Origin of the sequence: Rhizosphaericola mali (genome assembly GCF_004337365.2) — a bacterium.
Taxonomy (GTDB): domain Bacteria; phylum Bacteroidota; class Bacteroidia; order Chitinophagales; family Chitinophagaceae; genus Rhizosphaericola; species Rhizosphaericola mali.
In genome coordinates this window covers 710000-723935 of sequence record NZ_CP044016.1, presented here as the reverse complement: position 1 = coordinate 723935, position 13936 = coordinate 710000, and the positions used below count along the sequence as shown (strand labels likewise).

Annotated in this window: 7 protein-coding genes and 1 tRNA gene; 2 read left to right on the top strand and 6 right to left on the bottom strand. The window is 34.6% G+C overall.

Going from position 1 to position 13936, the window contains the following annotated elements; all coding sequences use genetic code 11:
• Positions 1 to 77 precede the first annotated feature (77 nt).
• The 3 genes from E0W69_RS03110 to ispG form a co-directional block, all read right to left on the bottom strand.
• Positions 78 to 159: transfer RNA gene (locus tag E0W69_RS03110), tRNA-Leu, on the bottom strand.
• Between the two features lie 632 nt (positions 160 to 791).
• Positions 792 to 1253 carry a hypothetical protein gene (locus E0W69_RS03105; protein ID WP_131328581.1) on the bottom strand — a complete coding sequence of 154 codons (462 nt, stop codon included), beginning with the start codon at positions 1251 to 1253 and terminating at the stop codon, positions 792 to 794.
• Positions 1254 to 1329: 76 nt separating this feature from the next.
• Entirely contained in the window at positions 1330 to 3342 is a 2013-nt protein-coding gene (gene ispG, locus E0W69_RS03100) for a (E)-4-hydroxy-3-methylbut-2-enyl-diphosphate synthase (RefSeq protein WP_131328580.1), read from the bottom strand.
• A gap of 146 nt (positions 3343 to 3488) precedes the next feature.
• On the opposite strand from ispG, the gene E0W69_RS03095 reads away from it, so the two are divergent.
• Entirely contained in the window at positions 3489 to 4400 is a 912-nt protein-coding gene (locus tag E0W69_RS03095; RefSeq protein ID WP_131328579.1) for a hypothetical protein, read from the top strand.
• A gap of 59 nt (positions 4401 to 4459) precedes the next feature.
• Here the strand turns inward: E0W69_RS03095 and E0W69_RS03090 are convergent, their stop codons facing one another.
• The 3 genes from E0W69_RS03090 to E0W69_RS03080 are packed head-to-tail and all read right to left on the bottom strand — an operon-like array spanning position 4460 to position 10828.
• Positions 4460 to 6145: a glycoside hydrolase family 30 protein gene (locus tag E0W69_RS03090; protein WP_225321375.1), complete on the bottom strand. Its 1686-nt coding sequence runs from the start codon at positions 6143 to 6145 to the stop codon at positions 4460 to 4462.
• 25 nt (positions 6146 to 6170) lie between these two features.
• Positions 6171 to 7673 carry a RagB/SusD family nutrient uptake outer membrane protein gene (locus tag E0W69_RS03085; protein ID WP_131328578.1) on the bottom strand — a complete coding sequence of 501 codons (1503 nt, stop codon included), beginning with the start codon at positions 7671 to 7673 and terminating at the stop codon, positions 6171 to 6173.
• A gap of 11 nt (positions 7674 to 7684) precedes the next feature.
• Positions 7685 to 10828 carry a SusC/RagA family TonB-linked outer membrane protein gene (locus tag E0W69_RS03080; protein WP_131328577.1) on the bottom strand — a complete coding sequence of 1048 codons (3144 nt, stop codon included), beginning with the start codon at positions 10826 to 10828 and terminating at the stop codon, positions 7685 to 7687.
• A gap of 230 nt (positions 10829 to 11058) precedes the next feature.
• On the opposite strand from E0W69_RS03080, the gene E0W69_RS03075 reads away from it, so the two are divergent.
• Positions 11059 to 13929: a helix-turn-helix and ligand-binding sensor domain-containing protein gene (locus tag E0W69_RS03075; RefSeq protein ID WP_131328576.1), complete on the top strand. Its 2871-nt coding sequence runs from the start codon at positions 11059 to 11061 to the stop codon at positions 13927 to 13929.
• Positions 13930 to 13936: the final 7 nt, after the last annotated feature.

The following is a 13936-nucleotide window of genomic DNA, read 5'->3' as shown; positions in this document are numbered from 1 at the left end:
ATTTCCCTGTCCCTAAATCAGAGAGATTTGATATAAAAAATAAAAATCCCCCTTATTTAGGGTAAGGAGGAATACAGTGCGGATGGAGGGAATCGAACCCACATGCCTTGCGGCGCTAGATCCTAAGTCTAGTGCGTCTGCCAGTTTCGCCACATCCGCGTAAAATCCCATTTGATTTGTCCCAAACGGGGCGCAAAGATAAGGAATGAATTAAATTTTCCAAATATTTATAAAAGAAAATTTATTTCAAATTGAGACAATTATTCTCATTGAAATGAAAGCCTGCATTTATGTCTTAAATTTTACTTTTCCCTTGAATGGAAAAGTAATCAAAAGATCAAGTCGTCTGACCGCGAAGCAGCACCGTAGGTAACGCAATCCTTCGGAACGCTTGAAAATAGCTCGTGTACATTTTCTGCTGACAGTTGAAATAAAAAAAAAGTTTTTATTCACGCAGAAAACACAACTCTGCTATTTTCTACACTTTGATATCAGACGAAATGTCAAGTTGTATAAATTCCAAAGATTCTAATTATTGTAAACAAAAACTTCATATACAATATTGGCATTTATTGGATTAACGTAAAGAAAATCAATCAGAGAAGTCGATAGAAAGAATATATGTTTGAGCGAAGCGAGTTTATATTCTTTCCGACGAAACGATTGATTTTTAGTTAAGACAATACAGCCTTGATCTTTTGTTTCTTTTCTATCAAGAGAAAAGAAAGTTAAAACATAATCACAACACACAAGCACCCTTCATACCTCACTAATGCTTACGCGAGAATAGGTTATTTTCCAAATATCAATGTCGGACCATCACAAGCGCCCCAATTACCATAAAAGCGTCCATCAGAATGCATATCGTAAATTTCCGTTAGGGCATTACTTGTACAACTTTCAATCAAATCGGAGCTTTCGTTGTATTTTAATGTCAGCGTAAAAAGGGCATTTTTATTTGTAATGTCTACTGATAAACTAAATTTTCCATTCGCTGTATTTGTAACGTTACCTTTTTTATAGGTTTTGGTAAATGAACTATCCGCAGATTTGAGTACAATTGTTTTTTGATAATCAAAAACAGTATCTGCAGGAATATTTGAAATACTTCCTTGAGATGATTTTAAAGTCCAAGTTCCAGCAAGATTATCCATCGGAGGATCAGTAATTAGCGTACTATCACTTCCATTTTTTTCACAAGCAGCAGCTATCAAAATTCCCAAAAGTAAAATACCCACAAGTTTTGTTTTCATAAGATTTTGGTTTTTATATAACCTTTTACGAATGAAAATTATGACTTGTGAGTATTTGAAAAAATTATAAAAAAAATTACGCCGGTTCTACCCAAGCATTACTTTCTTTTAAAATATTTATTAATTCATTGACCGCAATTTCACTTGGAATATTGCGTCGAACAACATCTTTTCCTTTGTATAAAGTAATTTTCCCAACACCACTTCCTACATATCCAAAATCCGCATCCGCCATTTCACCTGGCCCATTCACAATACAACCCATCACTGCGATCTTCACTCCTTTCAAATGATGCGTAACTGAACGAATTTTTTCTGTTGTTTCTTGCAAATCAAATAAGGTACGACCACAACTTGGACAAGAAATGTATTCCGTTTTGGAAATGCGTGTACGTGTTGCTTGCAAAATACCAAATGCAGTTGTATTGATAAATTGCTCTACACTTGTATTATTATTGTAGTTCCTACCACTGGCATTTTGAATCGAATTGGCTAGATTTTTATGACTTTTTTCTGTCATCGAAAGAGCAATTCCATCTCCAAAACCATCCAAAAGTAAGGCTCCGCATTCTGTTGAAAAATGAATTAAATGCTCATCAGAAGTTTGCCAATCACTATCTACCATAATTACACATGGTAATTGAATGTTTTTTTCTTCTAAATAAATAAAAAATCTACGAATTGCTTGTGTTTTCAATTTACCTGAATGACACAAACAAAGAACAACATTTTCCACATCCTTGATAGAATCCAAAATTTGCTCATATTGTTTTTGTTTGTCACTATAACAGTCAAACATCAAGAAATTCAATTCATCCGAACCATTTTCTGCGATATAATCTTCCGCTTCAAATATGGGAAAATATACATGTTTATCTTCTTGATTTGCCCAAATTTCAGGAGTTACAATAAGTTTCAAGGTTCCCGGTAAAGCAAAATCCAAAGTTTGTCCACCTAAATATGCAAAATCCGCCGCTTGATCACTTAAAGACCATTTATCTGTTGGCTCGTCATACGAATAACCAATTCTTTTCAAATCAGACGGAGTAATAGCATTCAATCTACTCAAATCAGCAACAACAACAGGTACTTTCTTTCCGCCAATATGTTGCACTTCTTTGGTTTTTCTTCTTTTATATTCAAATGGAGAATAAGGCAAATGTGTGATTTCTGCAATCGTATTTTCCGAAACTTCCTTTCCATCTGCAGGATAACGTTTTACTAAATCTCTACAAACGGGGATTTCGTATTCAGAATCTTCGGTCAAAGAAACTCGAATCGTGTCACCTATACCATCTTCCAATAAAGTACCGATTCCCACAGCACTTTTAATGCGACCATCTTCGCCATCTCCCGCTTCCGTTACACCTAAATGCAATGGATAACATTCGCCAAACTCCTCTTGCATGGTTGCCACTAATAAGCGATACGCCTCGACCATCACTTGCGTATTGCTAGCTTTCATACTAAGTATGATTTGATGATAATCTTCCGTGCGTGCAATGCGCAGAAACTCCATCGCACTTTCCACCATACCCATCGGCGTATCACCATATCGGCTCATAATACGATCACTCAGACTACCATGATTGGTGCCGATACGCATCGCCGTACCATGTTCTTTACATATTTGAACAAGTGGAATGAATCGATTTCTTATTCTTTCAATTTCCTCTGCATACTCTGCATCGGTATATTCCAACTGTTGAAATTTCTTTTTATCCACATAATTACCTGGATTGATACGAACTTTTTCAACGATTTTAGCCGCAATATCTGCCGCATTGGGTGTAAAATGAATATCCGCAACTAAAGGTGTTTCGTACCCTCTTTTGCGTAGCTCATTTTTAATATTTAAAAGATTTTCTGCTTCTTTATTGGATGGTGCAGTTATACGGATTAACTCCGCTCCCGCATCAATACATCTAATTGCTTCCTCGACCGTACCCATCGTATCCATCGTGTCACAAGTGGTCATCGTCTGCAATCTGATAGGATGATTATTTCCTATTAAAATATTTCCAACCTTCACTTCTCTCGTTTTTAATCTTTTGTAAGATGTAAGAGAAGAACAATATAGTAAAGACATTATAATTACAAATTATGTAGGCAAAGGTAATACATTACAATTGGGATAAAAATCCAAAAGCATTTGTATACAATTTTATAATAATATCCACACCCAGTTTTAATTTTAAATTTTAACCCTATTTTTACCCACAAATATGGTAACTAATGGGAATATTTAATTTATTTAAAAAGAAAGATTCGGAAAAACCGGAAGAAGCAAAAGCAGAATTTACGAAAGACAATATTCAAGAGGAAAAAATAAGTGCTCCAGCGCCAGCAGCTCCTGCACCCCAACCAATAGCGACAGAACAGCCGAATAATGCAGTAAGTCCAGAGCCGACACCGGCAAGCGAAAATAATGGAGAAATCCCCACCTATTATGGAGATCTTCACAAGACCGGCTTGTTAATGGATCTCTGTGAGACGCCAATTGAAAAAAGAGATGAAAATTGGGCAAAAGAATTTTTAGAAAATTTACCTAAAGCAAGTTTCAAAAGTGGGGAACCACAAGTGATTACAGGACCTGATGGTTTTCCTTATTTCCAATTATCCTTTCCTGAACCATGCGTTGAATTCCAATGCTTCGTTGTAGATAATATGGTATATGATTTCTTACTTTCTAATGGAATGGGATTTGTTATCAATCCTCAAAAAGAACAACCGGATTGGGTTTTCTCTTATGGTGACGTATTTAATTACGCATTGAAAAAAGATTTCTATAATACGGACAATACATTTTTCAGTAAAGAAACACCACAAGATGAAAAGATTGCAGAGGATGTACAAGTGATGGTCGGCTCTCCTTCTGAATTTATCTTGCCTGTTCCTGTCCGCGCAGTCATTAAAAACTTCTTACAATTCAAGGGAATTAAAGAACCCAAAGTTTTATTGATGTCTAAGGAAAAAGACGGCGTGCAAGTGCAGGATCTTGTATTCAACTTCACTCCTAAAAACTTTGAAAAAGAGGAAGAATTTAGAGCGACAGCACAGCAATTGATGTGGTTTTTACCAAGACATTACTCCGTCATTTTCTATGATGAAAATGAATCATTGAAAGGACATTTCGAAAATTTATAATAACAAAAAAAGCTTTGCAAAATTTGCAAAGCTTTTTTCTTCTAGTATAAGGGACTTCATTATTGTTTCCAAACAAAGGTGGCAACGGCTCCACTATTCAATACATATTGCATCGTCTTGCCATTGTATTGAATATTAAAAGCTTTTTTATCTCCTGTATTATTTAAATAAATACTTACAATATGATTATCAGGTGTTTTAAAGGCAACATTGGGAACACCACTTATCATATTGGAAGAAACACGTACAGAACCAGGGCGAACAAATTTGGACGCAGCGGCGATAATATAATAAGATGTATTTATAGTATAACTATTACCATTTACAGTCAATGCTCCCAGACAATTGGAACATCCACCATCCGTATGTGGCATTAGATTAGGATCAGAAGCAAGGTTCCATTCCAATACATTTTTACTCCAATTACGAGGTGCTCCGATAATAAGATTTTCTACATGCCATCCCAAATCTCCTTTTAGATTACTGGGAGCGCCTACCCACTGTTCTGTGAAGTATAAATTCTTATTAGGAAATTGATTGTGTACATCTGATAATGCAGAAATATTGCCCGCATATAAATGAAAAGCTGAACCATCCACAAATTGCGCAGCATTAGCATCATTTAAAATGGCAATTGGATAAGCCGCATCATCTGCATTGTGATCCCAGACTATAATTTTTGAGGTAATACTATTTGCTTTAAATTTTGCACCTAATACTTTTACAAAACTTGCCTGTTGATCAGAAGTCATCACCATGCTGGGGTTATTATTTCCATTCATAGGTTCATTCTGAGGTGTAATAGCGGCAATATTGATACCTAAATTTTTCATAGTTTGGATATATTTTACAAAATAATTTGCGTACGTATCCATATAATCATTTTTCAAGCTACCTGCTTTCAAACTATTATTATCTTTCATCCAAGCTGGTGCACTCCACGGCGAACCCAATATTGGAATATTAGGATTGATAGCCAATATTTCTTTCAATAAAGGAACAATCGTTGATGAATCTGGTCCCAAATTAAATTTGGACAAACTAGCATCTATAGCACCTGTACTTAAATCATCATAAGTAAAAGCATGATCGTTTAAATCTGATGCACCAATGCTCACACGCAAATAACTAATACCAATATTATTTCCCGTAGTGGCAAATAATAACTGTAAAACATTTTGGCGTGTTGTAGCATCCATTTTCATCAATAACTGCGCACTTCCACCAGTCAATGTAAACCCAAATCCATCCATCGCTTGATAACTCGCACTTGCATCAATTTTTATAGTTTCCAATGTATTATCCGCGACTTTCCATTGTATTTTCTTTTTTGCAAATAATACATTATAGTCTGGATCTGTCAAATACATAATCGAACTATCAAACCCAGGAATAAATACCGTTGAATCGTCTTGTGCCACATGTATAACTTGAGATGTAGTATCATAACCGCCATTCGTCAAGGCCAAAAGTTTAACACGATAATCTCCAGCTTCAGCATAGTAGGTCCTAAAAGAATCAACACCATTCACTTTGGGATCACTTTCGTTTTGCCACTGCCAGTTAAATGCGCCAGCAGTGGTACTTGTGGATAAATAGGTATTTATGGCATTATTAACTTGCTCTGTTGTAAACGAAGCTGTTGGTTTAGAACCAATAACTCCAGTTACTGATTCTTTACTACAACTTGAGAATAATGCGGCTAAAGCAATAATTGAAATCATAGTTTGCTTATTTTTTTTCATATAGCGTTTTTTAAAAAGGTTAGATCTAATATCCAGGATTTTGAACTAAAGAGGTATTGTTCAAACTTTGAAGCGGAATCGGTAAAATTTCATTTGTTCCACTTTTAAATCCTTTAAATGAGAGAACAGATGCAGCTTGATTAGTTCTAACCAAATCAAACCAACGATGACCTTCAAATGCCAACTCCAACTCTCTTTCATGATAAATATTATCCAAAGTTGCAGCCACTGGACTCAATCCAACACGAGCACGTACTGCCGTTAATAAAGCCAAGGCACGACCAGCATCCCCCCCACCTCGAATCAACGCCTCGGCTTCCATCAAATAAGTATCCGCCAATCGAATTTCAATTTCATCTTTTGCAAAATTCAACTCAATTTGACCAACTGTGGCCACATCTGCTTGTAACGGTGCGTATTTATTGATAAAATATCCTGTATTTTGATAACCAGCGGAGTAACTCCTACCGGCTACGGCATTGACGATACTATCAATATTTGCAATACTTGTACTAAATCTAGGATCACCTTTTAATGCAGCAACTTTATTAGGCGTTACAGGACAAAAGCCATATCCGCCTGTCCAATATAAAGGACCGACATAACTTCTAGGTCCGACCATATTTACTAAAACATTTGCCAAGTAATAAGGCCAGGTACCCCAATCTGCCTTTTGTTCAGAAGTGTGAACAATCTCAAAAATGGATTCTTTATTGAACTTATTGTTTGTCGCAAAAATATCTGCATAATTGGAGAGTAAACCATATTGTGATGATGTATTTACAATATTCAAATAGGAAGCTGCTTCTGCCATCCGAGCAGTATTGTTTTCTGTCAAGATTACTTTACCCAATAATGCATTGGCGGCTCCAGTAGTCGCTCTACCATTCTGATCTGCAGATACAGTTTCAGGTAAATTAGGAATTGCTGCTTTTAAATCCGCTTCGATTTGCAAATAAACAGAATCTGAGGAGGTTTGTTTTTGATCAAAAGCATTACTAAGTGTTGGTGGAATTAAGATTAATGGAATATTTTTAAATTCTCTGACAAGATCAAAATAGTAATATGCGCGTAAAAATTTTGCTTCTGCTACAAATCTTGTCACGCTATCTGCATTAATCGTGGTATTTCCTTCTAGTTTAGAAAGGATAATATTTGCATTATTAATTCCAGTATAATTTCTACTCCAAAGACCTGCCTGAGGGCCCAATGCAGAGGACATATTATAAGTATTCAAAGCTTGCCATCCAGGCATATCAGAGGCACCTCCCCCTCCTGCATAACATTCATCGGAAGCGACATCCATCACTCCAATTTTGGAAATATAAGTATTGTCTGTTCCTCCAACAGTCCAGCCTAGTGGACTATATGCAGCTATCAATCCTGAGAAAGCCTCCTCAACCGTCGAATAATAGTTGCTTTCTAAAAATAATCCATTTGGATCTTTATCCAAAAAGGACTTTTTGCATGAGGCAAATAATGTTACCCCAACTATATAACTGAATATTTTATATTTTGAAATTTTCATTTGAATAAATTTTAAAAGTTAACACTTGCACCTAGAATATAAGATTTAGCTTGAGGATAAACACCTCTATCTATGCCATAACTACTACCTCCTATTTCCGGGTCATATCCTGCATATTTAGTGAATGTTACTAGGTTATTACCACTTAAATAAACTCTAAGTTTCGTTATACCAGCCTTTGCCAAAATACCATCTCGAAAAGTGTAACCCAACTGTAAATTTTTTAACCTGAAATAATTACCACTGGATAAATAGAAATTAGAAGGATTAGAATAATTGTGATTAGGATCCGCATCTGTTAATCTAGGATAATCATTGGAAGTACCTTCACCAGTCCATCTATTCAAAGCTGCGGTTGAATAGTTTGCAGAGGCGATATCCAATCTTCTAAGCGCTTGATAAACTTTGTTCCCTCCAGCACCTTGACCTAAAGCAACAATATCAAAATTTTTATAGTTGGCACTAATTGTAATTCCATACGTCCAAGTTGGAGTAGGATTACCCAAGAATGTTCTATCCTTATCATTGATCACACCGTCACCATTTAAATCTTTCCAAATAAAATCACCAGGTTTAGCATTGGGCTGAATAATGGTTCCATTGGCTGATTTATAGTTATCAATCTGTTGTTGATTTTGAAAAACTCCGTTGGTCTCAAATCCATAGAATGCACCAATAGGTTGTCCTACTGTAGTACGCGCTATTTCATAAGAACTTGACTGTACAGATCCTGCAGTTAAGAATTCATTTTGTCCTAGATCAGTGATCATATTTTTTACATAAGATGCATTACCATTTAAACGATAATTGAAATCTCCTATGTTGTTATTATATCCTAGTTCAAATTCAAATCCTTTATTTCTCAAGCTCGCAATATTTCCATAAGGATTACCATAAGCTCCAACATAACCTGGAACTTGTACCTGTAATAACATATCAGAGGTTACTTTTCTAAACCAATCAAAAGTCAAATTGAACCTTTTTAAGAAATTAATATCAATACCCAAGTCTGTTTGGGTTGTTTGTTCCCATTTTAAATCTGGATTAGCTGGTGCATTTGGACGATAACCAATATTAATAGTACCATCACTACTCAATGGATAATTAGCACCTCCACTCAAGGTAGAAATATAATAGTATGAACCCAATGATTGTTCATTACCTACTTTACCCCAAGATCCTCTAATTTTTAAATAATCCACTACATTGTTAGTTGGCCAAAAGCTTTCTTTAGATGCGACCCATCCTAGGGAAAGAGAAGGGAAAGTCCCATATTTATTATTTGGTCCAAATTTAGAAGACCCATCTCTTCTAACTATCGCAGTAACCAAGTACCTTCCATCATAGTCGTAATTCAACCTTCCAAAAAATGATTGTAATGTATACGGTTGGTTATCAAATCCCGCACCGATTCTATTGGTTGGCGTCAAGGCAAAATTTGGAGATGCATCTTGGTAATTATTAACTGGCAAACCTATAAAATTAACATTTAAACCAGAACCAGATTGTTGTTGGGAACTCTGGCCAGCCAAAATGGTAAAATTATGGTTGCCGAGTTTCAAATTATAATTCGCTGTATTTTCCCACAACCATAAAAATGTATTATCTGATTCACGGTACATATTGGCCGTATTCAAATTTGAATTTGAAGGGCTTAAATAGTATAGTGGTGTAAAACTATTGGAACCGTAAAAAGCGAGTTTTCCACTAATCGTAGATTTTAAAGTTAAACCTTCTACTGGTTTGATTTCTAAAAATGCGTTTGCAATAATATTATGAGACCAATTGTAGTTCCCCATTTGTGTTTGTACATAAGCTAATGGATTAGCCATTTCTTGCTGTACATACTTTGACAAGCCATAAACATTTCCATTCGCATCACGTACTACTGCATTAGGATGAGCAAGCAACTGTGCATAATAAGGATAATTAGTATTGCTCAATAATGTTGTGTCTGTTACAATTGCAGGTGTTATAGGATCAAGATTAATAGCAGAACTTAAAGGACCTCCAAACTCACTATTGGTATTACCCAAACCTTGATTTTTGATGTAAGAATAACTCAAGTTTTCACCGAATGTGATCCATTTTGTAGGTTTAAATGAGGTATTAATACGCATGGTAAATCTCTTATACCATGAAATATCAGGTGTAACAATACCTTTTTGATCATAATATCCAAAAGAAGAATAATAGCTATTTTTATCACTACCACCACTAATACTAATTTCATGATCTTGAATAGGTGCGTGATTATCAAAAATTTCAGATTGCCAATCTGTTCCTTTACCATAACTACTAGGATCAGCGAAAATTGGACTATTTCCGTCATTTATCTGTGCTTCATTTCTCAATGTTGCGTATTGTGTAGCATTTGCTAAAGACAATTTTTTTGAGGTACGTTGTAATCCATAATACCCATTGTAAGAGATTTTCATTGCTCCAGCACGTCCCTGTTTTGTCGTAACTAATATTACACCACTAGCAGCTCTGGAGCCATAAATTGCAGCAGATGCAGCATCTTTCAATACGGTGATTGATTCAATATCATTTTGATTTAAATAATCGATACCGCCATCTATTTGTACGCCATCAACAATATATAATGGATCGCTATTATTAATAGATGTCGTACCTCGCACTCTTACTGTGGAAGCACTTCCAGGTTGTCCTGATGCAGTAGAAATAGTCAAACCAGATGTACGACCTTGTAGAGATTGCTCTACTCTCATTACTGGTGCACCTGTCAAATCACTAGCTTTTACAGTAGAGACAGCCCCAGTTACATCGGCTCTTTTTTGCGTACCATATCCCACGACAATTACATCATCTAATTTTCCTAATGATTCTGTCAATATTATATCTAGAACATTTGTCGAATCAGAGACCGTTTTCGATTGAACGATATATCCAATTAATGTAAATTGGATCGTAGCACCAACTTTGGCTTTTATGTCAAATTCACCAGAATCATTTGACATGGTATTACCAATCGGGCTACTACTTGAAATCGCTACATTAGAAAGTGGAGTACCAGTTGGGGACGTAATTTTACCATGTATTGTTTGGACTTTATCTTGTCCATAAACAGCAGTAAATTGGAAAGAAATCAGAATTAAAAGCATTCTGAAAACTACTACCAGATTTTTTTTCATATACAAGCTTTATTCATTTAAAATCGAAAGCATTTTATTTACATACTTTCATAAACCGGAGCAAAAATAAAATTATTTTAAAACTGCTTTAACATTTACCCCCCTACAAATACCCTACATTTTAATAATTAATTATTGATAATCAAGATTTTATATTCCAACAAAAATTAACTAACCAACATTTGTTTATTTTATGCATTTTTACATTTCGTTAAGACTTATATAGACAAATGAAAAACTTACTATTATTATTTTTTCTACAAATTTATTGTGCACTTGGATCTGCTCAAGGATTTTCAACAGCAGATAATATCTTCCATTTTACCAAAGAAGAATATCGTGGAGGAAGTCAGAATTGGGGAATTGCTCAGGATAAAATGGGGCGCATCTATTTTGCTAATAATGACGGACTTTTAAGCTTCGATGGTCGTAATTGGGAATTACATCCTTTGCCAAATCAGACCATAATTCGCTCAATTTTCATTGGAAAAGATGACAAAATCTATATTGGAAGTCAAGAAGAATTGGGATATTTTTATCCAAATAAACAAGGCAAACTCGTTTACACCTCTTTAAAAAACAAAATACCCAAAGAAAAACAATCTGATTTTGCTGATGTATGGAGGATTGAATCCGTCGGAAATAGTATTTTTTTTATGTCTAATCGCCAAATATTCAAATATGAAAAGGACAAAATAGAAGCTTTTTCCAGTGAAAATTGGAGCTTTTTAGGTGCGGTAAATAACAAAATGTTTGCTTACAATGACAATATTGGTTTGCTTTATTACGACAACAATCATTGGAATACCTATATCCCAAATGCTCAATTTCCAGCACATATTCAGATGACTGGGATATTGCCTATAAATGAAGAAACCTTATTGATTTGCACTTTGACCAATGGACTTTTTTCGGTTAGTAATGGAAAAATGAGCCCCTTTAAAAATGAGCATATTAATGAAATCACCAAGCAAAACATTTACAAAATCCTACCTATTAGCAAGGATAAAATCGCCATTATTACCAATTTCAGTGGATGTTATATAATTAATTATCAAGGTAAGATCCTCACTCAATATAATCGTACGCGCGGGCTTCAGAATAATAATATCCTTTCCTCATTCGTTGATAAATCTCAAAATTTATGGTTAGGACTAGATAATGGGATTGACCTAATTGAAACAAGAAATCCGAATAAAAATATTATCCCTGATTTTATCAATATGCAAGCAGGCAATATTTCTTGCTTTTATCAAGGACATATGTTTCTTGGCAATTCTTCTGGATTGTATGAATTTGATTCTCAGTCACAATCTTATTCACTTATCAAAGGAACAGAAGGGCCAATTTTAGGATTAAATGTTATTCAAAATCATTTGCTTATCGGTACGGTCAAGTCTGCGTTTTCCTACGATAATCATGTACTTAAAAAACTTAATCAGCGTCCAACAGGTTTTTGGAATTTTACACTAATTCCGAATACCAATATTATCGTTTGTGGCACATTCAATGGTTTGCATTTTTTTAAAATTTCTGATAAGGAGATTTTGGAATTAAGTAAAGAAGCTATATTTGAATCCGCTCGATATGTCGGCGTAGTGAATCATTCCATTTTTGCCATGCATCCTTATAAAGGTCTGTATATCACAAAATTAGACAGCAACTTCACTCCTATTTCCACAATTCATATTCAAGATTCTAAGCTGATATCTTCTAATCAAAACCATTTATTTCAATATGACAGTACGGTCATTTTAAGTTCAAATAAAGGCTCCTTTATTTGGAATATGGGAAAAAACTCCTTCGAAAAATGGACGAATACTTCGTCAACTTTCTCTAAGTTAAACTTTTCATTTCTTCAACTTGACTCCTTAAAAAACATTTGGTTTATAAATAATAAAAAGATTGGCGTTTTACCTAAAATCAATAATTCTAATATTGTATGGTTCAATGAATTTCAAGGAAGAATCCAAAATGAAGAAAATCAAAATATTTCTATTGTAAATCAAAATAAAGCGGTCATAACGGGAGATCATGGATTCTACTATGTCAATCCCGATGTTGCTGAGATGCAACAAGATGCTGGACAATTTTACTTTAGCAAAATTGCCATTCAAAAAAATGAAAAATTAGATAGTATTCTTTTCGGAGGTTATTCCGATCTGCAACCTGCGACGCAATCAATTAAGCATGATTTTAATTCCATCACATTTGCATACCAACTCATTCATTTTAATAAATTATTGAAAATCAAATACAGTTATTATTTGGAAGGATATGACAGAAGTTGGTCAACTTGGTCCGAACGCACAGAAAAAAGCTACACACAATTACCGAAAGGGAAATACATATTTAAAGTCAAAGCCGAAAACGAATTGACTGGAAAAATACAAGAAATTTCCTACGCATTTTCCATATTGCCACCATGGTATGAAACTTGGTGGTTTTACACTTTTTGCTTCCTTGTGTTAGTGATTGCTATTGTTCAATTTTCTCGTTTTCAACATCACAGATATTTAAATATTCAACGTAAAAAATTAGAAAGTCAAGAAAAAGAATTTACGATCAAAAGAAATGAAGTCGATCTGCAACATAGACTAGAATTGGAACAAAAAAATAAGTCCATTATAGAATTGCAAAATGCAAAATTAACCAACGAATTAAAAACGAAAAATGCCACTATTGCGACCAATGCGATGGCGCTTGCGAAAAAAAGTGAAGCATTTATCCAACTAAAAGATGAATTGCAACAATATCCAGAAATGGGAAATAATTCGCAGTTTAAAAAACTATTGAAAAAAGTAGAATCACAGATCGACAATCAATCAGAATGGGATCAATTTCTCACACATTTTGATTCTGTACACGACAATTTCATAATCAAGTTAAAGGAAAAAATCCCGACACTGACCGCATCTGAAAAGAAATTATGCGCTTTGTTGAAACTAGAATTAAGTTCCAAAGAAATTGCAGAAATCTTAAATATTTCCCTAAAAGGAGTAGAAGTCGCACGCTATCGTTTACGCAAAAAACTCAATCTCGGTCAAGACATTAACCTCAATCAATACTTTCATCAATTAATTGAAAAAGGAGAAAGTTAAACTTTCT

Excerpts from the sequence above, each read along its gene's own strand:
- E0W69_RS03105 (WP_131328581.1), bottom strand. The coding sequence starts at position 1,253 with ATGAAAACAAAACTTGTGGGTATTTTACTTTTGGGAATTTTGATAGCT.
- ispG (WP_131328580.1), bottom strand. The coding sequence starts at position 3,342 with ATGTCTTTACTATATTGTTCTTCTCTTACATCTTACAAAAGATTAAAA.
- E0W69_RS03095 (WP_131328579.1), top strand. The coding sequence starts at position 3,489 with ATGGGAATATTTAATTTATTTAAAAAGAAAGATTCGGAAAAACCGGAA.
- E0W69_RS03090 (WP_225321375.1), bottom strand. The coding sequence starts at position 6,145 with ATGAAAAAAAATAAGCAAACTATGATTTCAATTATTGCTTTAGCCGCA.
- E0W69_RS03085 (WP_131328578.1), bottom strand. The coding sequence starts at position 7,673 with ATGAAAATTTCAAAATATAAAATATTCAGTTATATAGTTGGGGTAACA.
- E0W69_RS03080 (WP_131328577.1), bottom strand. The coding sequence starts at position 10,828 with ATGAAAAAAAATCTGGTAGTAGTTTTCAGAATGCTTTTAATTCTGATT.
- E0W69_RS03075 (WP_131328576.1), top strand. The coding sequence starts at position 11,059 with ATGAAAAACTTACTATTATTATTTTTTCTACAAATTTATTGTGCACTT.